A 24,690-nucleotide genomic window follows, 5' to 3' on the forward strand; every position below is an offset into this window, starting at 1 on the left:
GTGCTTTGCCGTTAAGGCTGACAGGATCCCCTTTTTCATAGCCGATTTCGATGTACTCCGCTTCATCGGGTGCATCTTGAGGGGATACCGTCCAGCGCCACATACTCTCTTCGGGTTCAGCGGCAGGATCTTCTAGAATCCCCCCTTCATACGAGATATGAAGCAAGTTCGCATCCATTGAATACGGTGATTTCTTTCCGCTCATCTCAATTTTTATCCCGTGTTCCGCAGCATAAGCGAGGAGTTTTTCTCTCGAGTTCAAATCCCATTCTCGCCATGGAGCAATAATCGTAAGAGCGCTGTTTTGTCCCAAATAACCCATTTCGAAACGGACTTGGTCGTTTCCTTTGCCGGTAGCACCGTGGCTTACGGCGTCGGCACCGGTGATACGGGCGATTTCAGCTTGTCGTTTTGCAATCAAAGGACGCGCAATAGAGGTTCCTAAAAGATATTCACCCTCATAAATCGCATTGGCACGAAACATAGGAAAAACATAGTCACGTACAAACTCTTCGCGTAAATCTTCGATATAGATATTTTCGGGCTTGATTCCAAGACTGATAGCTTTGGCACGAGCCGGCTCAACCTCTTCACCTTGACCGATATCGGCAGTAAAAGTGACAACTTCGCACTTGTATTCATCTTGGAGCCATTTTAAAATAACACTAGTATCCAATCCGCCGGAATAGGCGAGAACAACTTTTTTAACCTCTTTTTTCATAACTGCATCCTTAATCGTTGATACCCTGACTCCATATAGTGACTATGGAGTGAATGTCGCGATTTTATCAAAAAAAGGGTGAGAAAAGGGTTAAAATTTGAGATTTAAAGAAGAGGGGGGTTCTGTTTGGGTAGATTTGAGGAAATTCAGGTTGTTTTTGAGTTGCTGCAATACGTGTGCCGTCTGAGATTTATGTTTTTCAACAGACGTTTTCGTTTGAGCTAATAGGTAAGACGCCTCTTCCATTTGCTGGAGTGTCTCAAACTGTGGCATTTCATCCAACAATCCGGAGATGCTATCAAAATCTTCGAGTATCAGAGCCGTTTTAAATTTGGTTAGCCACATCAATACTCTCTTTCCACGCGTCCAATAGCCCTTTGAATACTTGGCTGACTTCATCGATTTTAGTCGAATCACTGTAAAGATTGGCTTCTACAAGAAGGCGAAGCTGATAGGTATAAAGCCCTGCTAGATAATGGGAAATATCACCTTGATTGTAATCTAGAATATTAATAAGTTCGCTAATCACTGCATTCGATCGATTAATCCAGTAAGTTCTTCTTTCGATATCGCTATCGATAATGGAGCGTTTGGCCTGCATATTGAAGCGCAAAATCCCCTCATACATCATTTGAATCAATTTTTCCGGTGATTCAACACCGATATTATTTTGGGCATAAGTATTGTAGGCAAGATTAGTGTGCATAAAGATTCCTTTGATTTATTCGAAAAAAATTATTAAAAATGTTCAAGAGCAGTTATTACCCTTTTTGATCAAAAATGAGTCCGTTGACCTCTTGCATTTTTGGTAAAAGCGCTTCAGCTTGCTCAATCGGAAAACGTCTGAGCATACGATTGCTTTTGGTTTCGACTACGGATACATAAAAATCGTCCGATGAGTTGTCGAAACCGAATTTTAACGTAGTATTAAATGGATTTAATGATTGATTAAGCTGATCGATCAATTTATCCATTTGATCTTGAGATTGGACTTTCGTCGTTTTTTGCTCACTGTCACTTTGCGCAATTTTATCTTGATTAATTTGCGCTTTTTGCATTTGCTGGACACTTTGCACATCAACATTTTGTTTTGGGGCAATGGTTTGGCTTTGCTGCATTTTTGCAGTTGTTTGAAAGATTTCCATTGTAATTCTCCTCATATTTTAAGTATTGAGACAATTTCTACACCCTAAATCGTCCATGAAAATAAAAACTTTAATCGCTCGCATGATAACCTTGCATTCATGGAACGATATTTAACTCTTTTACGCGATCAGCCCCTTCTTCGCCGTCTCTCTTTAATTCAGTTGCTTGCTTATTTCGGAGCATGGTTTAGCAACGTTGCGATTTACACGTTGTTGATTCAGATGGGAGCCGGTGCAACGACGATTGCTCTGGTCGCTGCTTTGCATTTTTTGCCGGGAGTATTTCAAGCGCCTTTGAGCGGAGTATTGCTGGATCGTATCCATCCTAAACGGTTGATGATATTCCTTACTCTGATTGAGATCATTTGTACCCTTTCGCTCATCCGTGTTGATAATGTAGGGATGCTCTGGTTTTTGTATCTGTTGGTGTTTATCCGAATGGGAGCGTCGAGCTTTCATTTTACGGTTGAGATGTCGCTCCTTCCGAGAATTTTGGAGGGGAAGGCGCTTCAAACGGCCAATGAAATTCATTCGATGATTTGGTCATTGTCGTATACGTTAGGGATGGCATTAAGCGGATTGGTTGTTTATTGGGTGGGAGTCACAGCAGCGTTTTTACTCGATGCAGGACTATTTTTGATGGTCTTAATGCTCGTATTTTCATTGAAAATAGAGATTGAGCTCTCTCTCAATCGGACTAAATTCAGTACTATGATGAAAGAGGCTTTTTCCTATATTCGTCAAAATCCTGTTGTCTATCATCTGATGATTCTTCATGCAATTCTTGGTTTTACCGCGTTTGATGCACTGGTTGCACTGGCTGCAAAACACTACTATTCGCAAATTATTGCCGTATCGTTGGGAATAGGGCTTTTAAATGCCGCACGGGCATTAGGATTGGTTATCGGTCCGATGGTGTTAGGGCATTGGATTAATAATGCGAGACTAGGGTGGTTGTTTCTTGCGGAAGCGGGTGCGATCGCTTTATGGGCGATGATGATTGATAATTTTTACGGATCGTTGATTGCTTCGGTTGCGGTAGGTTTTGTCACAACGACCTTATGGTCTTACACCTACACCCTTTTGCAGCATCATACCCATAGCGATTTTTACGGTCGGGTGATTGCGTATAATGATATGATTTTTTTAGGGGTAGGGGCATTTGTTTCCTTATTGATCGGATATTTGGCAACTTCGGGTATGTCATTGGCGGTGATAACCCTGATCTTAGGATCTGTTTTTGTCATTGCGGCCTTTTATTACGAATGGGTACGCCGGACGTATACTTTTAAGGAACTTGAATGAAACAAGAGATGATATTTGTAACGGACGGAAAAGAGATCGATTTAACAAAGATCACACGTCTCTATCCCGCGGCTCTGATCCATGCAGCAGGGGAGAGTGCTTCGGTATCGTTGGAATGGGCTGAATTGAAAGCCGATCAGATTACACTTGAAGCGTATGTTCTGATTTGTGATTTCGATCCGGTCGGCGAGATTCCTATTCATCGGATAGAGCTGCGCTATACGACAAAAGAGGAGCTATTTCATGCAATGCAAGAGATTGCAATGAGGCTGAAAAACTGAATACTCTTATGTTAAAGCAGCGTGTACTGCATTTAGCGATTCCTGCCGCACTAAAGCATTTTCTTGATATTGTCCAAATCCTCATCGATATGATTATGGTTGGAACCTTAGGTGTCGCTGCTTTGGCTGCGGTTGGGTTGTCAATGCAGTTTATGATGGTCATTCAGGCGTTAATGAGTGTTTATGCAATCGGTTCGAGTGCACTGATATCCCGCTATATAGGAAGCGGCAGACGCCGTCGCGCTTCAGCCGTAGTTTTTGTCGGGTTCTGGGTAGCATTGGCTGGGTCGCTGATCGTCGGAGTGATCGGATGGAGTTTTTCTGCCGATTTTTTTCGGTGGATGGGCTCTTCTGCTGAGGTAACAAAGCTCGGAAGCGAGTATTTCGGGATTCTCTCCTTGGGTATGGGGCTGATTTTTCTCGATACGTTGGCCTATAATGCCCTCTCAGCTGCGGGAGATACACGCACATCACTTTTTATAAAAATTGCTTCTGCCTTTCTTAATGGAGGGCTAAATTATCTATTTATCTTCGGACACGGCGGATTTGAGCCGATGGGAGTAGAGGGTGCGGCGTGTGCAACCGTAGTTGCCTACGGATTTAGTGTTCTTATCTATGGATGGCTCTTGATCCGAAAAGGGGGCGTATTGGGAATGTATCCGATATTCATCCGCTCCGATCTGAAAAAAATGATCTTTATCGGAACGCCTGCCACCGTCGAGAGGGTTGTCGGAGTAACATCATTTTTATTGTTTGTTATGATGATTTCATCTCAGGGTACGATAGCCTTAGCCGGATATCAGATCGGACTTCGGATTGAGGCATTAGCTTTTATGCCTGGGTTCGGATTTTCGGTAGCTTCGATGGTGCTGGTAGGGCAGTATATCGGTTCCAAGCAATACGATTATGCATACGAATCGGGAATCCTGAGTGCTAAAATAGGGATGATTTTTATGGGGAGTGTCGGATTGCTTTTAGTCCTTATTCCTGAGTTAATGATCCGCTTCTTTACGAAAGACCCCTCAACGATAGAGCAGGCAGCCCTTTATTTGCGCCTTGTGGGGATTGCACAAATTCCTTTGGCTTTGACATTTGTTCTTAGCGGTGCATTGCGGGGTGCGGGGGCAACAAATTTAAGTATGCGAATCTCTATTGGTTCGTTGTGGATTTTTCGAATTATCCCCTCTTACATCGTGATGAAACTAGGGGGAGGAATCTTGGGAATTTATCTTGCAATGACGATTGAGACTTTTATCAAAGGATGGTGGTTTTGGCGAATATATCGCCAAAAAGAGTGGTTAAACGGAAAACTTTAACGTTCTTGCGCGAGAAGCTCTTTATACTGATCTTCAACCACTTTGAGACGGTTGCGATCGGGCATTTTACGTGAGGCGATATAACCGATAATTTTACCGGTTTCATCAAGTTTGGGGACAATATGGACAACAACCCAGTAAAATTTTCCGTCTTTGCGAAGATTTTTAACATATCCTTCCCAGATTTTACCGCTTTCGATCACTTTCCACATCTGCTCAAATCCCGCTTTTGGCATATCGGGGTGGCGCAAAAGACTATGAGGCTTCCCGATGGCTTCGAGAGCTGTGTAGCCAGTCATCTCGGTGAATTTTCGGTTCACATAGGTAATAATACCTTTGGTGTCGGTTTCGGAAATCAAACTTCGTCCGTCAAATAAAACTTCTTCGTTCACCGGTGTTGGTCGTTTCATCAAGGATGTCCTAAACTTAGATTAAAATATAAGAATGTGATTATAACTTGATTATTACTAAAATAAAAGTTAAAAGGAATCCGTTTTTGTATAATAGTCTTTACGAATTGTTATCACTACAAAAGGGATGGTATTTTCATGCAAGAGTCTCAAGCGGCCATATTTATCACTCATAATCGCGACGGATATTCGATCGGCTTGGCCATGTTTGAACCGTACGGATTAAAAGGGTGGCTTTGTGAGATAGATGCGGATCCGACACATCCTTACAGTGCGATTGACCGGGTTTTGCATTTATTGTTTGTAACGAATAGCCGCAGTTTGCTCATCGGAGCTTCAACGCGCGGATTATGGGATGAAATCGCTAATAATTTTTCGATGTTTGATGTCCACTATAATGAGCGGCTGTTCGACAGTCAAGAACAAAACCGTTTGTTTAAAAAAGTTTTCGGTGTTTACTCTCTGTTAAGTCCGATAGAACATCTCAGTCTTGAAAACAGACCGTATTGTGCTCAGGCATTAGCATTAATCGCCGAATATTTGAGCCATACGGAGAGAAACACCTATGCGCTCCCTGCTCTTTTGGAAACATCCGATTTTATGGAACTGGGTAACAATGCGCTCGAACAGCTTGAAATGACAACTGCCGATTCGCGGCTTCCCAGCGTTGCGAAACTTTTTTTGAATATGTCGACCCCTATGGGGAAACGGCTCGGACGCTTTCGGCTGTTTTTGCCGATTAAAAATTCGAAAGAACTCAACGCACGGTATGAGTGGATAGAGGCCGTGAACCCACACAGTGCTTGGTTGGCAGAGCGTTTGGGAATGATTGCGGATGTAGAATTGTTATGGTGGCAGCTGCAAAATCGGCAAACGTCTGACATAGAGCTTTTTCTCGTTCCGATCACCCGTATCATTGAGATTCAGCACTATTGTGTGAAACACAACCTAAATCGTCTCCTCCCCTTGGAGACTCTGCTGGAGGGGTGGGAGATTGAGCTGCGAAACCATTATCATGAGGCAAAATGGCGTGAATCTCAAATTCCCCTTGTTCAGATGACAGTCGATTGGATTGCTCAAATCGATGTTGCTGTAGCCTCAGCCTTGATTGCACAAAAATATGCACTGGTGCGTCCGACAATCCTTGAAACGAAAGATCAGAATTTTTTGCAGATAACACAGCTGCGTCATCTGCTGGTGGAAGCGCAAAAGATAGCTTATATCCCTAACGACATCGTTATGGGGGATCGAGACTATGTGGATTTGCCGTATCCCGATACGGTTATGTTGGATTCCAAAGTGCATGACGGTGCCAATATACGCGGCGTATTGCTTTATGGGATCAACTCCAGCGGGAAATCGTCGTTGATGAAAAGCATCGGCATCGCCGTAACATTGGCACAAGCAGGCTTTTTTGTCCCTGCAAAAGCAATGAAGTTCTCACTTTTAGAGGGGGTCTATACCCGTATTCAATCGCGTGACAATGTGGCTAAATCGCTTTCGACTTTCGGGGTTGAGATGCTGGAACTTAACACAATTTTTAGCCGTGCGACATCTCGATCACTCGTATTGGGAGATGAGATCAGTCACGGGACCGAAACGCTCTCTGCGGTTTCAATCGTTGCGAGTACAATCATGGAACTCAATAAAAAAGGGTGTCTGTTTTTAATGACGACCCATTTGCACCAGCTTTCGATGATCAGTGAGCTAAGTCGTTTACGTGAAGTAGTGCATCTTCACTTAAGTGTCCGTTACGATCAAGATACGGATCGTTTAATCTATGACCGCCTTTTGAAACCGGGTCGGGGGAGCAGCGTATACGGTTTGGAATTTGCCGAATCGCTCCATATGAATCCGAACTTTTTGCAAAATGCGAAGCGGTTAAGAGAAAATTTGGCCAAAGAGTATGATGTACTCGAACTCGGAAATCAAAAAGAGTATATTAAACGGTATCGCGAAGTGGTTGCGTGCGAATGTGTCATCTGCGGTGCATTGGTGCGAAATATGCAGAAAAATCTTGTTTCAAAAGAGCATCATCATCTTATAGCTTTGTGTGAAACCCATTCTCGTGCGATTTCACAAGGCAAAATCAAACTGCAAGGTTTTATAATGACGCCTCAAGGTTTGCGCCTCGAATATGAGACGCAATTAAAAGAGGATTAAAATTGAACGTCATTGATTTATTGAAAAAACTTTTGGAATCACCGAGTGTTACCCCTGAAGACGGCGGTATATTTGATTTTTTAGAGACTTATCTCGAAGGGTTTACAACCATTCGTATTGATCGCGAAGGGGTAAAGAACTTTTTTGCCTATCGATGCTTCGGTGAAGGGAAACATCTCTGTTTTGCCGGACATGTTGATGTCGTCCCCGCAGGGGAGGGGTGGAATACCAATCCGTTTGTAGCCAATGAGATTGAGGGATATATTTATGCCCGCGGTGCTCAGGATATGAAAAGCGGCGTTGCGGCATTTACTCAAGCGCTCAAAGAAGCGACACAGTTCAACGGTACTCTGTCTATTTTATTGACGTCGGATGAAGAGGGACCTGCGAAGTTCGGAACGGTCGAAGTGTTGGCGTATTTAAAAGAGCATAACTTGCTTCCTGATGCTGTAGTGGTTGCCGAACCGACGTGCGAAACGATATTCGGTGATGCCATAAAAATTGGACGTCGCGGATCGATTAACGGTGTTATGGAAATCATAGGAAAGCAGGGACATGCGGCCTATCCTGAAAAAGCGATCAATCCGGTTCATCAAATTGCACCGATATTATCGAAAATCGCGGGTGCTTTTTTGGACGAGGGGGATGCGTATTTTGCACCGAGTCAGATTGTAATCACCGATATCCGTGCAGGTATAGAGACAACCAATGTTTCTCCCGGAAAGCTGAAAATGATGTTTAATGTCCGTAATTCGACCCGTACCGACAGAGATAAAATCAGATCTTTTATCGCAGTACAGATGGGGGGAATGGATTATACCTTGACTCTGGATCAATCGGCATATCCGTTTGTCACCGATGCGGATACGCCGATTGTTCGTACCCTCTCAACGGTGATAGACGAAATCTGTAAAGTAGTCCCGAAAAATTCTACTGCCGGAGGGACATCGGATGCTCGCTTTATTGCTGAATACGGCATCGATGTGATTGAATTTGGTGTCATTAACGACACTATCCATGCTCCTAATGAGCGGACGTCGATCATTGAAGTAGAACAGCTTTATACTGTTTTTAGTCGTCTTATCGAACGTTTTTGATAAAATACTCTTTTTAAACAAGGCAAAAAATGAAAAAAATAGTCTTATTAGCGCTAATCAGCATAGGTCTCTTTGGTGCCGAAATCGGATGGAGCGACACTTATGAAGAGGCACTGGCAAAAGCAAAAAAAGAGTCCAAGCCGCTCCTTGTGTTGATTACGAGTGAACAGTGCCGATGGTGTCGTAAATTTGAAGCGACTACGCTTCAGGATGAAGATATTATCACTGAGTTGAATTCGAAATTTGTCACTGTTCATGTGACGCGAGATAAGAGTATTTATCCCAAAAACTTGACGGCTAAAATGGTTCCTATGAGCTATTTCTTAGACGGTAACGGAAAAGTGGCTTATTCGATACCGGGATATTGGTCGAGTGAAGATTATCAATCGATACTTGTTGATGCTTTGCGTAAAACAAAAAAATAATAAAGGAAAGAAATGAAAAACATACAAACACCTAATGCTCCGGCAGCCATCGGACCCTATTCTCAAGCGATCATAGCTAACGGCATGGTATTTACCTCAGGACAGATTGCACTTAAACCTTCGGGTGAAATGCTCGAAGGGGATGTGAAAGAGCAGTGCACTCAGGTGCTTGCTAATCTTAAAGCGGTTTTGGAAGCATCGGGAAGTTCATTGGACAAAGTGGTTAAAACGACTATCTTTTTGGCAGACATGAATGATTTTGTTGCCGTTAATGCTATTTATGCAGATGCCTTCCGCGATCATAAGCCTGTACGCTCTACCGTAGCCGTGAAAACGTTACCGAAAAATGCACTTGTTGAGATTGATGCTATCGCTTTAATTTAAGCTTAAATAAACGTTGGCTATAATTCGCCACTTTTTGTAGACTTGTAAGTAAGGAACGCTAATGTACGCAATTATCAAAAACGGCGGAAAACAGTATAAAGTTCAAGAGGGTGATATCCTTTTGTTCGATAAAATGGGACTAGATCCTAAAACCACCGTCGAAATCAAAGAAGTTCTTGCCGTTAATAACGGTGAACTTAAAACCGGTACTCCATTCGTAGAGGGTGCTGTTGTTACTGCTGAGGTTATCAATGAAGGTCGTGACCGTAAAGTCGTGATCTACAAAAAACGTCGTCGTAAAGACAGTAAATTGAAACGTGGTTTCAGACGAGATCACACACGCGTTCGCATCGTTAAGATCGCTGCGTAATTATTTAAAAGTAGGAGGACAGCATGGCTCATAAGAAAGGTCAAGGTAGTACACAGAATAACCGCGACTCAGCGGGACGTAGACTCGGTGTCAAAAAATACGGTGGTGAATTCGTAAGAGCAGGTAACATCGTTATCCGTCAACGCGGAACAAAAGTTCACCCGGGTAAAAACATGGGTATGGGTAAAGACCATACATTGTATGCGTTGGTTGACGGTGTCGTTGCGTTTGAACGTAAAGACAAAAAACGTAAACAAGTTTCTATCATCCCTGCCGCTTAATTTTCACTTACATCGGGCTTTCGCCCGATTTTGAATCAATTTCCTAAATTATCTTTTTAATTGTGTACTTAGACCTAAGTATAGTGTTAAGCAAATAATAGTTGTCTCATTCAGAGGCAAATGTTCAAAACAACTTTAAGGACATCCATGTTTAGTGATAGTGTAGAAATTACCGTCTCATCCGGAAAAGGGGGAGCAGGGTGTGTTGCTTTCAGACGGGAGAAATATGTCCTGCAAGGGGGGCCGAACGGCGGTGACGGCGGTCGCGGCGGTGATGTCTATTTTAAAGTTGATAACAATACCCATACCTTGGCCCATTTTCAGGGGAATAAAAACCTCAAAGCCGATAAAGGTCAACCGGGTGCAGGCTCCAACATGGCGGGTAAAGCGGGTAAACGTCTCGTGGTCGTTGTCCCTCCGGGAACGCAAGTCGTCGATGTCGAAACGGGTGAAGTGCTACTTGACCTTTTAGAAGACGGTAAAGAGGTTCTCTTTTTAGAAGGGGGGCGCGGCGGACTTGGAAATGTTCACTTCAAATCCTCAACGAACCAAAAACCGATGTACGCTCAGCCGGGTGAACCTGCGATTACCCGAGTCCTTCGGCTCGATCTTAAACTGATCGCCGATGTAGGGCTGGTTGGATTTCCGAATGTCGGTAAATCGACATTGATCTCTACTGTCTCGAATGCTCGTCCCGAAGTAGCCAACTATGAGTTTACGACATTGACTCCAAAACTCGGACAGATTAATATCGGTGAATTTGACTCGTATATCATGGCGGATATCCCCGGAATTATCGGTGGAGCATCGGAGGGAAAAGGGCTTGGTCTTAAATTTCTTCGCCACATTGAACGTACAAAAACCCTTCTTTTTATGATCGATTTGGCATCGTATCATGAATTGGAACATCAGTATGAAACTCTTAAACAAGAGCTTGAGAAATTTTCACCTCTTTTAGCCGAACGCAATTTTGCGATCGCCTTGACCCGTGCCGATGCTATGAGTCCGGAAGAAGCGATTGAAAAAACCAATGCCTTTTTGAAATTAGTCAACCTTGATCCGGTAAAAAAGAGCCGATTTGCGTTTAGTGACGAATATCCGGTTTATGAACAAGAAGATTTTGACAGAGCGTTTTATGACTCTAAAAAACCGGCATTTGTAGCACCGATCTCTTCAGCGATTAACCTTAATATTAAACCATTAACCTACGCACTCTATCAAATGGTCGTAACGGAGCGCAAATGAAGCGGATCGTTGTTAAAGTAGGCAGCGCCGTTTTAAGCGAACATAATCATATCGCAAAAGATCGGATGCAACGCCTGGTTGATTTTATCGCTGAGCTTAAAAAAACGTATGAAGTGATTCTCGTCTCATCGGGTGCCGTTGCGGCAGGTTATACGGAACTGAAACTCGATAAAAAGATTTTGGCGAACAAACAAGCTCTCGCTTCGATCGGCCAGCCGATACTCATGAACAAATACCGTAAAATGTTTGAGCACTATAGTATTCTCCCTTCACAAGTCTTAGTAACAGCGGCCAACTTCAACACCGCCGAAGAGTCCCAAAAAGCAAAAGACACTATCGAAACACTCCTGAAACACAACGTTGTTCCCATTATCAATGAAAATGATGCTACAGCGACGGAAGAGCTTGTTTTAGGTGATAATGATCAGCTATCCGCCTATGCGGCGTACCACTTCGGTGCTGAACTTTTAGTGATACTATCCGATATCGATGCCTATTATGACAAAGACCCTCGAAGTCACACCGATGCAAAAGTCCGCTCACGGATTGAGGCTATTACTCCGGAGGAGTTATCGCTTGAAGTGACACCGAACCATAGTTTTGCAACAGGGGGGATCGTAACGAAGCTCAAAGCGGCTGATTTCCTCCTAAAACGAGGCGGCGCTATGTTTTTAACAAGCGGATTTGATCTGAGCGATGCTAAAAGCTTTTTGATCGCAGGAGAGCATCTCGGGGGCAGTTTGTTTAAAGCCTCAAAGGTACTATAAATGACCCGTGTCATTTTTATGGGGACCCCCGATTATGCGGCCTCAATTTTGGAAGCGTTAATTCAAGCCGAAGATATAGAGATTGTTTCTGTGTATACTCAGCCGGATAAACCGGTAGGACGAAAAGGTATTTTGACCCCCCCTGTGGTTAAAGTATTAGCAGAAAAAGCAAATATTCCCGTTTTTCAGCCCCTTAGACTTCGTGACGAAGCCGTAGTGAATGAACTATTAGCAACAGCATGTGATATGATTATTGTCGCCGCATACGGACAGATACTCCCAAAAGCTATTTTGGAGTATGTTCCGTGTATTAATCTCCACGCTTCTATTCTTCCACACTATCGCGGTGCTAGCCCGATTCAGCAAAGTTTATTGAACAATGATCCCCAAAGCGGCGTGAGTGCCATGTGGATGGATGAAGGACTTGATACCGGGGCGATTATTAAGATTGAAACGCTCAATATTGCTCAAGATGAGATGGTAGAATCACTCTACACAAGACTCACCGATACGGCAGTAGATTTGACTCTCGATGTTATCCGTAACTGGGATCGGTGCACCGCAACTTCTCAAAAGGATGCCGAGGCTACCCACTGTAAAAAAATCCTTAAATCCGACGGTTTGATCGATTTCTCCGATGCACGTGAAATTTATAACCGCTATCGAGCTTACACTCCATGGCCGGGAATATTCACGGAATCGGGATTAAAAATTAAAGCAATGCTATTGGAAGAAGAGAACAGTAACGGTGAAGCGGGAATCATCACCCAGGTTGATAAAGAGAGTATTCTAGTGCAATGCACAAAAGGGTCTCTTCGTATTACGTCTGTTCAAGCCCCTTCTAAACAAGAGACTTCAGTCGTTGATTATCTCAACGGAAAACGGATAGGGTGTGGACATCCATTGGTTTGAGTCGCTTGAGTCGACTCAAAGCTATCTTTTGGAAGAACTGAAAGCTTCAAGGTTACATCCTCCCGTTTGTGTCGGGGCACTCTCTCAAACTTTGGGTAAAGGTTCACGCGGCAATAGTTGGCTAGGGATGAAAGGGAATCTTTTTATTTCGCTTGCCATACCGCGCGCAATACTTCCGGATGATTTGAAGCTTGAATCCTCGTCGATCTATTTTGCTTTTTTAATGAAAGAGCTTTTAAGCTCTCTCGGCTCAAAGGTATGGCTCAAGTGGCCGAATGATTTTTATCTCGGGAATGCAAAAATCGGTGGTGTGATCACAAATTTGATCGGGGACACTTTGGTGTGCGGGATTGGAATGAATCTCGTTTCGGCACCTGAGTATTTTGAAAAAATCGATATTACAATCGATGCATACGATTTAACAGAAGCCTATAGTGAATTGTTTAAAAATTTACCATCGTGGAAGCTGATTTTTAGTAATTACCAGATAGAATTTGAAAACAGTAGAGAATTTTTTACCCACAACAATAATGAAAAAGTTGCATTAGAAAATGCCGTTTTGCTTGAAGACGGATCGTTAGAATGCGATGGCCAAAGGATATTTAGTTTACGATGAGTGAAGTTATTGTTATCGCCAACCAAAAAGGGGGAGTGGGTAAAACCACAACCGCCGTCAACTTAGCCGCATCCCTTGCCGTTGCAGAAAAAAAAGTATTGCTGATCGATGCTGATCCGCAGGCAAATGCAACTACCTCATTGGGGTACCATCGTAATAACTATGAGTTTAATATCTATCATGTATTGATCGGTGCCAAAAAACTTCGAGAAATTATTTTAAAAACATCTTTGCCAAAACTTTTTTTAGCTCCTTCCAATATCGGTCTTGTCGGAGTCGAAAAAGAGTATTACGATGCAGACAATGCAACAGGGCGCGAACTTATTTTAAAACGGGCTATTGCGCAGGTCAAAGATGAATACGACTACGTTATCATTGATTCTCCTCCGGCACTGGGGCCGATGACGATCAATGCTCTTTCCGCGTCTAATTCGGTTATCATCCCTATTCAATGCGAATTTTTTGCATTGGAAGGTTTGGCTCAGCTTCTGAATACCGTTAAATTGGTTCGAAAAACCATTAACCCGAAATTGACGATCAAAGGTTTTTTGCCGACCATGTACAGTGCGCAAAATAACCTCTCCCGTCAAGTATTTGCCGATTTGCGTCAGCATTTTCAGTCAAAATTGTTTAAATCGGGAGGAGAAGACGATTTTATCGTTATCCCTCGTAATGTAAAACTTGCCGAATCTCCGAGTTTCGGTAAACCGGCAATTTTGTACGATGTAAAATCAAGCGGCTCTATGGCGTACCAAGATTTGGCACACGCGATTATCGCCTAAAGGAAAAATATGGCGAAAGCATCAGCATTAGGGAGAGGACTAGGGGCACTGTTAAGTGAAATCGAAGAGGCATACGATAATGAGCTTCCTAAAAAAGGGGGCGTCGAAGAGATTGCTGTCAATAAAATTCGTCCTAACCCCTATCAACCGCGTAAACATTTTGATGCAGACTCCTTAGCCGAACTTTCAGAATCGATCAAAACACACGGGTTGCTTCAACCGATCGTCGTTAAAGAAGATCTAGATGGATATATTTTAATAGCGGGTGAGAGACGTCTTCGTGCGAGTAAACTGGCAAAGAATAAAACAATCAAAGCGATCGTTGTATCGGTCAGCGATGAACAGATGCGCGAACAAGCGTTGATTGAAAATATTCAGCGCGATGAATTGAATGTAATTGATTTAGCGCAGGCATATCAAGAACTAATCGATATTCATGAGTTGACCCATGAGCAACTTTCTCAAACCGTTCATAAAAGCCGTACTCAAATTACGAATACACTGCGTCTTTTGCAATTGAGCGAAAAGGGGCGTAAAGCACTGTTGGACGGAAAAATTTCTGCTGGGCACGCAAAAGTTATTTTAGGACTTGATGCAAACGAGCAAGCCATGATGATCGATTCAATTATCGGTCAAAAATTGAGTGTACGCGATGTCGAAAGCATGGTAAAAAAAATCAAGTTGCCGACTAATACGCCGCGTGATACTCTGGTAGCCGAAGGGCTCGATTTTTCTACTTTAAAAAAGCAGTTGCAAGAACTTGGTTATAAATGTAGCACCAAAGGTTACAAATTAACTATAGAATTCGATGATAATAGTCAAATTGAATCATTTTTAGACCTACTTTCCTAATATTTTTTGACGTTTAACTGTCCCTTCAATTTATAAGTTGTATAATCACGCAACTTTTAGGAGGTGGTATGTTAGATATAAGTCCGATGCTGCTTGGCAGCACACTGATTGTCTTCCTTGTCCTTATTGCCCTGCTAAACAGTTTACTTTACAAACCTCTTTTCAGTTATATGGAAAAACGGGATGCGGATATTAAAAAAGATTTGGAGTTAGTTGGCAACAACGATTCCGAAATCGCCGCATTTCACTCCAAAGCTGAAAAGATTATGAGTGATGCTAAACTGGAAGCCGCGGCATTAAGAGAAAAAGTTATTGCTGAGGCCAAAGCGCTGGCAAATAGCAAAATAGAGACAAAACGTGCTGAATTAGCACTTGAGTACACGAAGTTCGAAGGCGAATTGTCTGAAGAGCGAACCCGTTTGATTGCTGCGCTTCAAAATGAAGCGCCAGCATTCCAATCTGCTGTATCAGCAAAACTAAGTCAAATATGAGGCACGCAATGGGTAAAATAATCGTTACAGTATTACTGCTCAGTGCGTATCTGTTTGGATCAGATGCTGGTGCAGAGGGCTCTACGGACATCGTTCAGAGAACGGTTAACTTCCTGATCTTTGCCGGAATTTTAATCTACGTGTTGGCAGAACCGCTTAAAAACTATTTTAGCGGTAGAAGTACGGGAATTGCCGATGAACTTGAAAAAGTTCAAGAGCGTCTTCGGGAGTCAAAACGTCTTAAAGAGGCGGCAGAGCATAAAGTAGAAGAGGCGATGCGATTCGCAAGCGAATTGGCGGAATCAAGCAAAAAAGAGAACAAAATTTTGTCAGACAAAATTTCGGCACAATGTGATCAAGACCTTGAGGTTATTGAAAAACAAAACGGTGCATTGATGGAACTTGACAAACGTAAAATGGTTCGTGATGTGGTAAGTGAGCTTATGGGTGATGTTATGAGTCGCAGCAATGAAGCTTTGGGTAAAGAAGCTATGACCGAAATCTTGAAAAAGAAGGTGGCATAAATGCAGTATGAACTCATCGCAAAACGTTATATCAAACCTTTGATGGAAAGCTGTGACCAAGCGTCATTGGAAAATCTATCAGAGTTGCTCTCTAACGTAGCAAAAGCCTATAAGGACCAAAAATTCATCGCTATTATGAACAGCAGTGATGTTAAAGCAAGTGCAAAATGCCAATTGGTTTTGGATATGGTCGCTTCTGCAAACAGTTCTGTAGTGAACAATTTGGTCAAGTTATTGGCCGAAAACGGCCGTTTGCCTTTGATCCCTGTTCTTGCTTCAGAATTGAAACGTTCAATTGCAAGTTCAAAACGGATGTATAAAGGCCGCATCTACAGCAATAGTGTTGTAGATCAAGCTTCAGTCGATTTGATTGCACGTGATCTTGGTGCCAAAACCGGCTCTTCGATTACATTGGATTACGTTGCATCTGATTTTGACGGTATCCGTGTTGAAGTTGATGATTTGAACGTAGAGATCAATTTTTCAAAAAGCCGCCTTAACGCTCAACTTGTTGAGCACATTTTAAAAGCAATTTAACCCTCGGGAAAGGAGAAATAGTGGTAGCAAAAGTACAAGCAGACGAAATCAGTTCAATCATTAAAGAGCGAATTGAGAATTTCGAACTTAATGTAGATATTAATGAAACCGGAAAAATCATCTCATACGGAGACGGAATCGCTCAAGTTTATGGCTTGAACAACGTTATGGCCGGAGAAATGGTTGAATTTGAAGACGGCACACGTGGTCTTGTAATGAACCTTGAAGAGAGCAGCGTCGGTGTTGTTATCCTTGGTAAAGGTAAAGATCTTCGCGAAGGAATGTCAGTAAAACGTCTTGGACGTCTTTTACGTGTTCCGGTCGGTAAAGCTCTTCTAGGTCGTGTTGTGAATGCTCTTGGTGAGCCGATCGACGGAAAAGGTCCTATCGAAACAACAGAGATGCGTTTCGTAGAAGAGAAAGCTCCTGGTATCATGGCTCGTAAATCGGTTCATGAACCGATGGCAACCGGTATTAAAGCGATTGACGCTCTTGTTCCGATCGGACGCGGACAACGTGAGTTGATCATCGGTGACCGTCAAACGGGTAAAACTACGGTTGCTCTCGATACTATCATCAACCAAAAAGGGAACGGCGTTCTTTGTGTTTATGTTGCTATCGGACAAAAAGAATCAACCGTCGCTCAAGTCGTTCGTCGTCTTGAAGAAGCTGGCGCGATGGATTATACCATCATCGTTTCATCTCCGGCTTCTGAAGCGGCAGCGCTTCAATTCCTTGCACCGTATACCGGTGTAACGATGGGTGAATATTTCCGTGACAATGCACAACACGGTTTGATCATTTATGATGACCTCTCAAAACATGCGGTAGCATACCGTGAAATGTCATTGATCCTTCGTCGTCCTCCGGGCCGTGAAGCGTATCCGGGTGACGTTTTCTATCTACACTCTCGTTTGCTAGAGCGTGCAGCTAAATTGAATGACGAATTGGGTGCAGGTTCATTGACCGCTCTTCCAATCATTGAAACTCAAGCGGGTGACGTTGCGGCGTATATCCCTACCAATGTTATTTCGATCACTGACGGTCAGATTTTCTTGGAAACGGACTTGTTCAACTCAGGTATCCGTCCTGCGATCAACGTAGGTCTTTCGGTATCACGTGTCGGTGGTGCGGCACAAATCAAAGCAACGAAACAAGTTGCCGGAACATTGCGTCTTGATTTGGCACAATACCGTGAACTTCAAGCGTTTGCACAGTTTGCTTCTGACCTTGACGAAGTGAGCCGTAAACAGCTTGAGCGTGGACAACGTATGGTGGAAGTGTTGAAACAACCTCCGTATTCTCCACTTTCAGCTGAGAAGCAATCATTGATTATTTTCGCAGGTAATGAAGGTTTCCTCGATGATATGGATGCTTCGAATGTTGTTCGATTCGAAGCGGATCTTTATCCGTTCGTAGAGGCTTCTTATCCTCAAATTTTCGAAAATATCGCGAAAACATCTAAAATTGATGATGAAACGATGGCAATGATGAAAAAAGCACTCGAAGAGTTTAAATCTACTTTCGTTGCTGAATAAGGATCTTTATGGCTAACTTGAAAGAGATTCAACGACAGATCAAGAGCGTTTCCAACACGCAAAAAACTACACGTGCAATGAAGCTTGTCTCTACGGCAAAGCTTCGCCGTGCAGAAGAGCTTGCAAAGCGCTCACGTCTGTTTGCACAAAAAACGAATCAAGTGATAGCTGAAATCGCAGGTCGTATCAAATGTAACAAAATCGGCGGGATTGAAAATCGTTGTTTTGTAGAAAATGATACTCCTGAAACGATTGATATTATTTTTGTAACTGCCGACAAAGGTCTTTGCGGCGGTTTCAATATGCAAACCATCAAAGCGGTTAAACGTTTGATGAGCGGATACAAAAATAAAAATGTCAAAATCCGTCTTCGCGGCATCGGGAAGAAAGGGATTGAATTTTTTAGCTACAACCAAGTAGAAATGCTTGATGAAGTTAAAAATCTCAGTTCTGCTCCTGATATGCAGCGCTCAAGCGAGTTTATGACACGATCGATTGAAGATTTCAAAGAGGGTAAAATCGATGCCGTGTATCTTGTATACAACGGATATAAAAACGTTATTACTCAAGAGTTGCATGTTAACCGTGTTCTTCCGGTCAATGTAGAAGATTATGATTGTGAAAAATCAAAAGAGACTATGTTGGAACTTGAAGCGCAAGATGAAGAGAAAATGCTCGATTCATTGGTTACTAAATACGCTGAATACAATATGTATTATGCGTTGATCGATTCATTGGCAGCAGAGCACAGTGCGCGTATGCAAGCGATGGATGCGGCAACTAACAACGCGAAAGAGATGGTTAATTCGTTGAAAGTCAAGTTTAACAAAGCGCGACAAGAATCGATTACAACCGAACTTATCGAGATTATCAGCGGCGTCGAGTCGATGAAATAATTATGGAGGAAAGAATGATTGGTAAAATTGCTCAAGTAATTGGTCCGGTTGTTGACGTTGATTTTGAAGGTTATTTACCTGCGATCAATGACGCAATCGAAGTAAATGTAAGTGTAGAAGGGAATACGACTCGTCTTGTTCTTGAAGTAGCATCTCATCTTGGTAACGGTCGTGTACGTACGATCGCTATGGATATGTCTGAAGGACTTGTTCGTGGTATGGCTGCTCGTGCAACCGGCGCTCCGATCAAAGTTCCTGTAGGGGAAAAAGTTCTCGGACGTATTTTCAATGTAATCGGTGAAACCATCGATGGTGGCGAACAAGTTACTGATTGTGATACATGGTCTATCCACCGTGATCCTCCGCCGTTGGTTGACCAAAGTACAAAAACTGAGATGTTCGAAACGGGTATCAAAGTTGTTGACCTTTTGGCACCGTATGCTAAAGGTGGTAAAGTTGGACTATTCGGTGGTGCCGGTGTCGGTAAAACCGTTATTATCATGGAACTTATCCACAACGTTGCACACGGACATGACGGTCTTTCTGTTTTCGCCGGTGTCGGTGAGCGTACTCGTGAGGGGAATGACCTTTACCACGAGATGAAAGAATCAAGCGTTTTGGATAAAGTAGCACTGTGCTATGGTCAAATGTCTGAACCACCGGGAGCACGTAACCGTATTGCTTTGACAGGTCTTACCATGGCGGAATATTTCCGTGATGAGAAAGGGCTTGACGTATTGATGTTTATTGATAACATCTTCCGTTTCGCACAATCTGGATCTGAGATGTCAGCACTTCTTGGTCGTATCCCATCAGCCGTTGGTTACCAACCGACATTGGCTCGTGAGATGGGTGCTCTCCAAGACCGTATTACATCAACCAAAAAAGGTTCAATCACGTCGGTTCAAGCGGTATACGTACCAGCGGATGACTTGACTGACCCGGCTCCGGCTTCGGTTTTTGCTCACCTTGATGCGACGACGGTTCTTAACCGTAAAATCGCTGAAAAAGGGATCTATCCTGCGGTTGATCCATTGGATTCAACTTCACGCTTGCTTGATCCGCAAATCATCGGTGAAGAGCATTACAATGTAGCTCGCGGTGTTCAAAAAACACTTCAAAAATACAAAGATTTGCAAGATATTATTGCGATTCTCGGTATGGATGAGCTTTCAGAAGATGATAAATCTGTTGTTGAGCGTGCACGTAAAATCGAGAAATTCCTTTCTCAACCGTTCTTCGTTGCAGAAGTATTTACCGGTTCTCCGGGAAAATACGTTTCTCTTGAAAATACTATCAAAGGGTTCAAAGGAATTCTTGAGGGTGATTACGACCACTTGCCAGAAGGTGCCTTCTATATGGTCGGTGATATGAATGAGGCGATTGAGAAAGCTGCTAAAATGAAAAGCAAGTAATTGCTTCTCGCCTTAAAGGAAACACTATGGAAACACTCCAATTAGAAGTGCTAACGCCAAGCGGATCGATTTTTAACGGTCCGGCTAAAAGCGTCACCCTGCCGGGTGAAGAGGGAGAATTCGGTGTTCTCCCGGAACACGTCTCTTTGACAACATTGCTCCAAGCCGGAGTTGTTGATATTCAAAAAGAGAACGGGAAAACTGAATCAATCGTTGTCAATTGGGGCGTCGTCCAAATTACCGACAATAAAGTGGTTGTTTTGGTTGACGGTGCTGTTGCGATTCGCGGAGAGAATGAAGGTGATATTGCCAAAGCTCTCGATGAAGCAAAATCATTGATCAGCAGCGTTGCCGATTCAAATGTAATGATTGCTTCGGTATCAGCACGTATTGATTCTGCAGCACACCGTTTTTAATTACAAACGATGTTTCAGACATTTGCAAACTATTATGACAAAAGTCATCCGGTAACACTCTTTGTGTTACTGGTCCTCTCTCTCTATTTCATTGCCGTCAATTGGACTTTTTTTTACCGATTCTTTTCACTGAACCAATGGATTTCTACTGAAAATCAATCCTTGGAATCGTTACTGCTCGGTTCGTACAAAATTCCTGATTTTGCTTATTTAAGTCATTTTACCAAATCTTCACCGCGCCTTTCACCTGCTTTGTTTGATATGGCGTCCTATGCCGCAACCAAAGAGGCTACCAAAGGACTGATGTTTCTCTCCGTAGTTGCGTCAACGACACCGTTTATCGGTCTTTTCGGTACAGTCGTCTCTATTTTGGATACGTTTGATCACATCGGACAAGCCAGCGGGACGATGAGTGTTATTGCTTCGGGCGTATCGGATGCCCTCGTAGCAACGGCATCGGGAATTTTTGTGGCTATCTTCGCCTATACGTATCATCAAATTCTTAAGCGTAAAGCGTATGAATTATCCGGTTTGATTCGTATGCAAGGTGATGCGCTCCTCTCTAAAGAGGGATAAATATGTTTGATTGGGACGAAAAACCGGAACTGAATATCACACCGCTTGTGGATGTGATGTTGGTTTTATTGGCTATTTTAATGGTTATATCACCTAATATTGTTTATGAAGAGTTGATCCGCCTTCCCAAAGGCTCAGCCCAGAAAGAGATAACCAAAAAAGAGCAGATAGAGATTTCGATTTCAGATGAGCGAAAAATAAAAATCGGAAAAGATCAGTTTCAACTTGAGACCTTTGCGGATGATTTTATCCGATTGGCCCCTTCGTATAAAGCGGATTCAACCGTACGGATCAGTGCCGACGGCCGTTTAAATTACAGTGATGTTATGAATGTTTTGGCCGTAGTAAAAAAAGCCGGTTTTCAGAATGTTTCTCTTGTCACCGCTCAATAATCAATTCATTTCTAAAATTTTTATGATGAGGATTTTGTAAATGGATATGAATCAGGAACGCTATTTTTATCTTAGCGGGTTGATCTCTATTTCCTTGTTTGTCATATTGCTTTTTATGGTCGGGTACAGTTTGATCCTTTCTCCGAAAATAGAGCAGTTTGCTATGATCAAAAGTGATGTGATTAATGTATCTATTGCGGTTTCTGAGACGAAAGCGAGTGAGCAAAGTACTCCTGTCGCATCTTCACCTTCGCCTACAGTGCCGGATATGGCTCAAAAAGCTGAACCAAAAACTGAATCTGAGGCTGAACCCGAGAAGGTCCCGGAAATATCCGATCTTTTTTCAGAGGTAAAGGCTCAGAAAACGACAAAAGAAGACACTAAACGACAAGAGCAGCTAAACAGGCTCGAAAATGAGATTCTAACGCGTAAAGATACGCCCCGTTTTTCGGATAAAGTATCAAAAGTGGATATTGCTAAACCTTCAGTCAAAATGGTTGTGCAGGGAGGGTCTACGGGACCTCTCGTTAACGAATACCATGCTAAGATTCAAGGACTGGTTTATACCTACTTCCATCCTCCCACCGGAACGGCCGGTGAAGTGGCACGGGTTCGGATGACAATTAGTTCATCGGGCAAATTAATCGGATACAAAGTTCTTCGTTATTCGGGTAATGGAACCTTTAACAGTGAAGTAGACTGGTTAAAAGATCGGCTTAATACAATCCGCTTTCCCGAGCATCCTGAGGGAAAAGATGCGGTTTTGGAATTTATTTTAACGGCTAAGGAGTAGTCATTTGAAAATCATTCTTATTTTTCTTACACTAATACATCTTTCATGGGGTGCAGATGCGACATTGGAAGTTGTTAAAGGTGTTGAGGGATTATCTCCTCTGGCAATCGAAGATTCGTCACTTCAGACCAGTGAACTAAGCCGTAAATTTACCCAAATGCTAGCGGCGGACATGAATGTTGTATCTTTGTTCAGTGTTGATGAAAGTTATGCATCGGTGCCTTTTAATTCACTAACAACATCTCCATTGCACAAAGAGGCTCAGTATCTGCTCCGCTACCGTTTGCTTGATGATGGAGCAGGGGGAACAAGAGCCGATATAAAACTGCTCCAAAACGGTAATGAACTGTTTCAAAAAAGCTATATTCTAAAACAAAGTGAAATGGCGGTATTTCTCTCTCATTCGATCGCGTATGATATCAATGCTAAATTGGGAGGGACACCGATTGATTGGATAAAACGAAAAGTCCTTTTTGTCCGACTAACCAGTCCAAGACATTCTGAAATTGTTGTTTCCGATTACACACTTTCGTATCAAAAGGTGATTTTAACCGGCGGGATGTACGGATTTGCGAAATGGGCTAACCGTGAGCAGAGCGAGTTATACTATACCTCTCTTGCAGATTTTAAACCGACGATTTATAGAATGAATCTCCAAAGCGGGAAAAAAGAGAAAATAATCAGTTCAGACGGAATGGCGGTCTGTTCGGATGTCAGTGAAGATTCCAAAAACCTTTTGCTCACCCTTGCCCCTAACGGCCAACCCGATGTTTATCTTTACGATTTGACATCAGGTACGAAAACACAGATTACCAACTATTCCGGAATTGATGTTAATGGGCAGTTTATGGGAGATGGCTCGATTGCTTTTGTCTCTAACCGCTTAGGATACCCGAATGTATTTTCGACCCGAGTGAATAGCAGTGCAGTTTCACAGTTGGTGTATCAGGGGAAAAACAACTCTTCGCTGAGTGCCTATAAAAATTTATTGGTGTATAAAGCGCGTGAAACCAGTGCGACTTTTGCAGGAAATGCATTCAATCTTCACCTATTGTCACTCAATACGGGCAATGTAAAACGGCTCACTGCAAGCGGTGAGAATGATTTTCCAAAGTTTTCCCCGGATGGCGAAGCAATACTCTATATAAAGCAAGAGGGTCCGCGCAGTTCAATCGGAGTTATCCGTTTCGGAGTGAATAAAAGCTTTGTTTTTCCGCTTAGAATAGGGCGGATTCAGTCAATTGACTGGTAGTATTAATCTTTTTTACGCTATGATAGCGCCATATTTATAATCCTGAGGAGATGTCATGATGAAAAAAGTTGCTTTTTTAAGCGCAACAGTGGCAATGTTAATTTTAAGCGGATGTAGTTCTAAAGAGCCTGCGATCGATGCAACGGCAAATGTAAACGGAACATCTGTAGGAACAAACGGAGCAGGTTCAAATGCTGTAATCGCTCCTGTAACAAACGCTAACGCTAACGACAGTGCGAATGCCGGAGCAAACGGTGTCAATGGATCTGATGGCCAATTGGTTAGTATTTTGTTTGACTATGACAAATTTGATATTCGTGCAGATATGCAAGATGCAATGACTAAAAATGCCTTGTTGGTAAAAAGCAAATCGATTAAACTCGAAGGTAATTGTGACGAATTCGGAAGCGATGAGTACAATTTTGCTCTCGGTCTTAAACGTGCCAATGCCGTTAAATCAGCTTTGGTTAACAGCGGTGTAAACGCTGATGCGATCTCTATGTCAAGTTTGGGTGAAAGCAATCCGGTTTGCTTGGAAAAAACACAAGAGTGCTGGGCTAAAAATCGTCGTGTAGATTTCAAACTTCCATAAATGCGTCTGTTAGTAATTTTTCCACTATTACTCTCAATTGCCGCATCCGCAACGGAACCTTCCGTTTTCGGTGCCGGTGACCTCAATAATCCCAATCCCTACGGTCTTACCCACGAAGAAAAACTGATTCTTGAAAATAAAAAAGAACTTCAGTCTGTTATACAAAAAAACAACGTTCAAAATGCAAAAGTCGAGA

32 protein-coding genes and 1 pseudogene are annotated in these 24,690 nt (G+C 42.8%); 28 read left to right on the top strand and 5 right to left on the bottom strand.

Features of this window, described 5'->3' with window-relative positions:
* The 4 genes from Q0C19_RS03205 to Q0C19_RS03220 all read right to left on the bottom strand — a co-directional run.
* Positions 1 to 721, bottom strand: a 721-nt coding sequence (locus Q0C19_RS03205) for an argininosuccinate synthase (RefSeq protein ID WP_295052754.1), incomplete at its 3' end; no start/stop codon positions are given.
* A 90-nt stretch (positions 722 to 811) separates the two neighbouring features.
* Positions 812 to 1,066, bottom strand: coding sequence for a hypothetical protein (locus Q0C19_RS03210; RefSeq protein WP_295052755.1), 255 nt, complete (start codon positions 1,064 to 1,066; stop codon positions 812 to 814).
* On the bottom strand, positions 1,047 to 1,427 hold the full coding sequence (gene fliS / locus Q0C19_RS03215; RefSeq protein ID WP_295052757.1) for a flagellar export chaperone FliS: 381 nt from the start codon (positions 1,425 to 1,427) through the stop codon (positions 1,047 to 1,049). Before fliS ends, Q0C19_RS03210 begins: the two co-directional genes overlap by 20 nt.
* Before the next feature lie 55 nt (positions 1,428 to 1,482).
* Positions 1,483 to 1,866, bottom strand: coding sequence for a flagellar protein FlaG (locus Q0C19_RS03220; protein ID WP_295052759.1), 384 nt, complete (start codon positions 1,864 to 1,866; stop codon positions 1,483 to 1,485).
* Positions 1,867 to 1,965: 99 nt separating this feature from the next.
* On the opposite strand from Q0C19_RS03220, the gene Q0C19_RS03225 reads away from it, so the two are divergent.
* The 3 genes from Q0C19_RS03225 to Q0C19_RS03235 are packed head-to-tail and all read left to right on the top strand — an operon-like array spanning position 1,966 to position 4,768.
* On the top strand, positions 1,966 to 3,171 hold the full coding sequence (locus Q0C19_RS03225) for an MFS transporter (protein ID WP_295052761.1): 1,206 nt from the start codon (positions 1,966 to 1,968) through the stop codon (positions 3,169 to 3,171).
* Positions 3,168 to 3,452, top strand: a complete 285-nt coding sequence (locus Q0C19_RS03230) for a hypothetical protein (RefSeq protein WP_295052763.1) — start codon at positions 3,168 to 3,170, stop codon at positions 3,450 to 3,452. The genes Q0C19_RS03225 and Q0C19_RS03230 overlap by 4 nt, the downstream gene beginning before the upstream one ends.
* Positions 3,453 to 3,460: 8 nt before the next feature.
* Positions 3,461 to 4,768, top strand: coding sequence for an MATE family efflux transporter (locus Q0C19_RS03235; RefSeq protein WP_295052765.1), 1,308 nt, complete (start codon positions 3,461 to 3,463; stop codon positions 4,766 to 4,768).
* On the opposite strand, the gene Q0C19_RS03240 is transcribed toward Q0C19_RS03235, so the two are convergent.
* Complete coding sequence (locus tag Q0C19_RS03240; RefSeq protein ID WP_295052767.1) at positions 4,765 to 5,178, bottom strand: PAS domain-containing protein; 414 nt, start codon at positions 5,176 to 5,178, stop codon at positions 4,765 to 4,767. The two genes, Q0C19_RS03235 and Q0C19_RS03240, sit on opposite strands and share 4 nt — an antisense overlap.
* Positions 5,179 to 5,316: 138 nt before the next feature.
* Between Q0C19_RS03240 and Q0C19_RS03245 the strand changes: the two genes are divergently transcribed.
* The 25 genes and pseudogenes from Q0C19_RS03245 to Q0C19_RS03365 all read left to right on the top strand — a co-directional run.
* Positions 5,317 to 7,341, top strand: coding sequence for a hypothetical protein (locus tag Q0C19_RS03245; RefSeq protein ID WP_295052769.1), 2,025 nt, complete (start codon positions 5,317 to 5,319; stop codon positions 7,339 to 7,341).
* A gap of 2 nt (positions 7,342 to 7,343) precedes the next feature.
* Complete coding sequence (gene dapE, locus Q0C19_RS03250; RefSeq protein WP_295052771.1) at positions 7,344 to 8,438, top strand: succinyl-diaminopimelate desuccinylase; 1,095 nt, start codon at positions 7,344 to 7,346, stop codon at positions 8,436 to 8,438.
* Between the two features lie 29 nt (positions 8,439 to 8,467).
* On the top strand, positions 8,468 to 8,863 hold the full coding sequence (locus tag Q0C19_RS03255; RefSeq protein WP_295052772.1) for a DUF255 domain-containing protein: 396 nt from the start codon (positions 8,468 to 8,470) through the stop codon (positions 8,861 to 8,863).
* A 12-nt stretch (positions 8,864 to 8,875) separates the two neighbouring features.
* Positions 8,876 to 9,247 carry a RidA family protein gene (locus tag Q0C19_RS03260; protein WP_295052775.1) on the top strand — a complete coding sequence of 124 codons (372 nt, stop codon included), beginning with the start codon at positions 8,876 to 8,878 and terminating at the stop codon, positions 9,245 to 9,247.
* Positions 9,248 to 9,308: 61 nt separating this feature from the next.
* Positions 9,309 to 9,617 (top strand): 50S ribosomal protein L21, encoded by a 309-nt coding sequence (rplU, locus tag Q0C19_RS03265; protein ID WP_015654104.1) that lies wholly within the window; start codon positions 9,309 to 9,311, stop codon positions 9,615 to 9,617.
* 23 nt (positions 9,618 to 9,640) lie between these two features.
* Complete coding sequence (gene rpmA, locus Q0C19_RS03270; RefSeq protein ID WP_015654103.1) at positions 9,641 to 9,898, top strand: 50S ribosomal protein L27; 258 nt, start codon at positions 9,641 to 9,643, stop codon at positions 9,896 to 9,898.
* 147 nt (positions 9,899 to 10,045) lie between these two features.
* Positions 10,046 to 11,143 carry a GTPase ObgE gene (obgE, locus tag Q0C19_RS03275; protein WP_295052777.1) on the top strand — a complete coding sequence of 366 codons (1,098 nt, stop codon included), beginning with the start codon at positions 10,046 to 10,048 and terminating at the stop codon, positions 11,141 to 11,143.
* Positions 11,140 to 11,910 (top strand): glutamate 5-kinase, encoded by a 771-nt coding sequence (gene proB, locus Q0C19_RS03280; RefSeq protein ID WP_295052778.1) that lies wholly within the window; start codon positions 11,140 to 11,142, stop codon positions 11,908 to 11,910. The genes obgE and proB overlap by 4 nt, the downstream gene beginning before the upstream one ends.
* The gene (gene fmt, locus Q0C19_RS03285) at positions 11,911 to 12,822 is read left to right on the top strand and encodes a methionyl-tRNA formyltransferase (RefSeq protein ID WP_295052780.1); all 912 of its coding nucleotides are present in this window, start codon (positions 11,911 to 11,913) and stop codon (positions 12,820 to 12,822) included. It begins immediately after the preceding gene.
* Complete coding sequence (locus Q0C19_RS03290; protein WP_295052781.1) at positions 12,803 to 13,438, top strand: biotin--[acetyl-CoA-carboxylase] ligase; 636 nt, start codon at positions 12,803 to 12,805, stop codon at positions 13,436 to 13,438. The genes fmt and Q0C19_RS03290 overlap by 20 nt, the downstream gene beginning before the upstream one ends.
* Positions 13,435 to 14,220, top strand: coding sequence for an AAA family ATPase (locus tag Q0C19_RS03295; protein WP_294894389.1), 786 nt, complete (start codon positions 13,435 to 13,437; stop codon positions 14,218 to 14,220). Before Q0C19_RS03290 ends, Q0C19_RS03295 begins: the two co-directional genes overlap by 4 nt.
* A gap of 9 nt (positions 14,221 to 14,229) precedes the next feature.
* Positions 14,230 to 15,072, top strand: coding sequence for a ParB/RepB/Spo0J family partition protein (locus Q0C19_RS03300; RefSeq protein ID WP_295052783.1), 843 nt, complete (start codon positions 14,230 to 14,232; stop codon positions 15,070 to 15,072).
* A 68-nt stretch (positions 15,073 to 15,140) separates the two neighbouring features.
* Entirely contained in the window at positions 15,141 to 15,563 is a 423-nt protein-coding gene (locus Q0C19_RS03305) for a F0F1 ATP synthase subunit B' (RefSeq protein WP_295052785.1), read from the top strand.
* An 8-nt stretch (positions 15,564 to 15,571) separates the two neighbouring features.
* A complete protein-coding gene (locus tag Q0C19_RS03310) occupies positions 15,572 to 16,087 on the top strand; it encodes a F0F1 ATP synthase subunit B (protein WP_295052787.1) in 516 nt (171 codons plus the stop codon).
* Positions 16,088 to 16,624, top strand: coding sequence for a F0F1 ATP synthase subunit delta (locus Q0C19_RS03315; RefSeq protein WP_295052789.1), 537 nt, complete (start codon positions 16,088 to 16,090; stop codon positions 16,622 to 16,624).
* Between the two features lie 20 nt (positions 16,625 to 16,644).
* Positions 16,645 to 18,162: a F0F1 ATP synthase subunit alpha gene (atpA, locus tag Q0C19_RS03320; RefSeq protein WP_295052791.1), complete on the top strand. Its 1,518-nt coding sequence runs from the start codon at positions 16,645 to 16,647 to the stop codon at positions 18,160 to 18,162.
* A gap of 8 nt (positions 18,163 to 18,170) precedes the next feature.
* The gene (atpG, locus tag Q0C19_RS03325) at positions 18,171 to 19,058 is read left to right on the top strand and encodes an ATP synthase F1 subunit gamma (RefSeq protein ID WP_295052793.1); all 888 of its coding nucleotides are present in this window, start codon (positions 18,171 to 18,173) and stop codon (positions 19,056 to 19,058) included.
* Positions 19,059 to 19,072: 14 nt separating this feature from the next.
* Positions 19,073 to 20,473 (top strand): F0F1 ATP synthase subunit beta, encoded by a 1,401-nt coding sequence (atpD, locus tag Q0C19_RS03330; RefSeq protein ID WP_295052795.1) that lies wholly within the window; start codon positions 19,073 to 19,075, stop codon positions 20,471 to 20,473.
* 26 nt (positions 20,474 to 20,499) lie between these two features.
* A complete protein-coding gene (gene atpC, locus Q0C19_RS03335; RefSeq protein WP_295052797.1) occupies positions 20,500 to 20,889 on the top strand; it encodes an ATP synthase F1 subunit epsilon in 390 nt (129 codons plus the stop codon).
* 9 nt (positions 20,890 to 20,898) lie between these two features.
* Entirely contained in the window at positions 20,899 to 21,465 is a 567-nt protein-coding gene (locus Q0C19_RS03340) for a MotA/TolQ/ExbB proton channel family protein (RefSeq protein WP_295052799.1), read from the top strand.
* Between the two features lie 2 nt (positions 21,466 to 21,467).
* Positions 21,468 to 21,857 (top strand): biopolymer transporter ExbD, encoded by a 390-nt coding sequence (locus tag Q0C19_RS03345; RefSeq protein ID WP_295052801.1) that lies wholly within the window; start codon positions 21,468 to 21,470, stop codon positions 21,855 to 21,857.
* Between the two features lie 40 nt (positions 21,858 to 21,897).
* On the top strand, positions 21,898 to 22,650 hold the full coding sequence (locus Q0C19_RS03350; protein WP_295052803.1) for a TonB C-terminal domain-containing protein: 753 nt from the start codon (positions 21,898 to 21,900) through the stop codon (positions 22,648 to 22,650).
* Between the two features lie 4 nt (positions 22,651 to 22,654).
* Positions 22,655 to 23,902, top strand: a complete 1,248-nt coding sequence (tolB, locus tag Q0C19_RS03355; RefSeq protein WP_295052804.1) for a Tol-Pal system protein TolB — start codon at positions 22,655 to 22,657, stop codon at positions 23,900 to 23,902.
* A gap of 58 nt (positions 23,903 to 23,960) precedes the next feature.
* The gene (locus Q0C19_RS03360) at positions 23,961 to 24,494 is read left to right on the top strand and encodes an OmpA family protein (protein WP_366822827.1); all 534 of its coding nucleotides are present in this window, start codon (positions 23,961 to 23,963) and stop codon (positions 24,492 to 24,494) included.
* Positions 24,495 to 24,690 (top strand): annotated as a pseudogene (locus Q0C19_RS03365) (hypothetical protein); the annotation flags it as partial.

The organism is Sulfuricurvum sp. (assembly GCF_023250475.1).
Lineage (GTDB): Bacteria > Campylobacterota > Campylobacteria > Campylobacterales > Sulfurimonadaceae > Sulfuricurvum.

Coding starts and splice junctions, on each gene's coding strand:
- Q0C19_RS03210 (WP_295052755.1), bottom strand. CDS start 1,066: ATGTGGCTAACCAAATTTAAAACGGCTCTGATACTCGAAGATTTTGAT.
- fliS (WP_295052757.1), bottom strand. CDS start 1,427: ATGCACACTAATCTTGCCTACAATACTTATGCCCAAAATAATATCGGT.
- Q0C19_RS03220 (WP_295052759.1), bottom strand. CDS start 1,866: ATGGAAATCTTTCAAACAACTGCAAAAATGCAGCAAAGCCAAACCATT.
- Q0C19_RS03225 (WP_295052761.1), top strand. CDS start 1,966: ATGGAACGATATTTAACTCTTTTACGCGATCAGCCCCTTCTTCGCCGT.
- Q0C19_RS03230 (WP_295052763.1), top strand. CDS start 3,168: ATGAAACAAGAGATGATATTTGTAACGGACGGAAAAGAGATCGATTTA.
- Q0C19_RS03235 (WP_295052765.1), top strand. CDS start 3,461: ATGTTAAAGCAGCGTGTACTGCATTTAGCGATTCCTGCCGCACTAAAG.
- Q0C19_RS03240 (WP_295052767.1), bottom strand. CDS start 5,178: ATGAAACGACCAACACCGGTGAACGAAGAAGTTTTATTTGACGGACGA.
- Q0C19_RS03245 (WP_295052769.1), top strand. CDS start 5,317: ATGCAAGAGTCTCAAGCGGCCATATTTATCACTCATAATCGCGACGGA.
- Q0C19_RS03255 (WP_295052772.1), top strand. CDS start 8,468: ATGAAAAAAATAGTCTTATTAGCGCTAATCAGCATAGGTCTCTTTGGT.
- Q0C19_RS03260 (WP_295052775.1), top strand. CDS start 8,876: ATGAAAAACATACAAACACCTAATGCTCCGGCAGCCATCGGACCCTAT.
- rplU (WP_015654104.1), top strand. CDS start 9,309: ATGTACGCAATTATCAAAAACGGCGGAAAACAGTATAAAGTTCAAGAG.
- rpmA (WP_015654103.1), top strand. CDS start 9,641: ATGGCTCATAAGAAAGGTCAAGGTAGTACACAGAATAACCGCGACTCA.
- obgE (WP_295052777.1), top strand. CDS start 10,046: ATGTTTAGTGATAGTGTAGAAATTACCGTCTCATCCGGAAAAGGGGGA.
- proB (WP_295052778.1), top strand. CDS start 11,140: ATGAAGCGGATCGTTGTTAAAGTAGGCAGCGCCGTTTTAAGCGAACAT.
- fmt (WP_295052780.1), top strand. CDS start 11,911: ATGACCCGTGTCATTTTTATGGGGACCCCCGATTATGCGGCCTCAATT.
- Q0C19_RS03295 (WP_294894389.1), top strand. CDS start 13,435: ATGAGTGAAGTTATTGTTATCGCCAACCAAAAAGGGGGAGTGGGTAAA.
- Q0C19_RS03300 (WP_295052783.1), top strand. CDS start 14,230: ATGGCGAAAGCATCAGCATTAGGGAGAGGACTAGGGGCACTGTTAAGT.
- Q0C19_RS03305 (WP_295052785.1), top strand. CDS start 15,141: ATGTTAGATATAAGTCCGATGCTGCTTGGCAGCACACTGATTGTCTTC.
- Q0C19_RS03310 (WP_295052787.1), top strand. CDS start 15,572: ATGGGTAAAATAATCGTTACAGTATTACTGCTCAGTGCGTATCTGTTT.
- Q0C19_RS03315 (WP_295052789.1), top strand. CDS start 16,088: ATGCAGTATGAACTCATCGCAAAACGTTATATCAAACCTTTGATGGAA.
- atpG (WP_295052793.1), top strand. CDS start 18,171: ATGGCTAACTTGAAAGAGATTCAACGACAGATCAAGAGCGTTTCCAAC.
- atpD (WP_295052795.1), top strand. CDS start 19,073: ATGATTGGTAAAATTGCTCAAGTAATTGGTCCGGTTGTTGACGTTGAT.
- atpC (WP_295052797.1), top strand. CDS start 20,500: ATGGAAACACTCCAATTAGAAGTGCTAACGCCAAGCGGATCGATTTTT.
- Q0C19_RS03340 (WP_295052799.1), top strand. CDS start 20,899: ATGTTTCAGACATTTGCAAACTATTATGACAAAAGTCATCCGGTAACA.
- Q0C19_RS03345 (WP_295052801.1), top strand. CDS start 21,468: ATGTTTGATTGGGACGAAAAACCGGAACTGAATATCACACCGCTTGTG.
- Q0C19_RS03350 (WP_295052803.1), top strand. CDS start 21,898: ATGGATATGAATCAGGAACGCTATTTTTATCTTAGCGGGTTGATCTCT.
- Q0C19_RS03360 (WP_366822827.1), top strand. CDS start 23,961: ATGAAAAAAGTTGCTTTTTTAAGCGCAACAGTGGCAATGTTAATTTTA.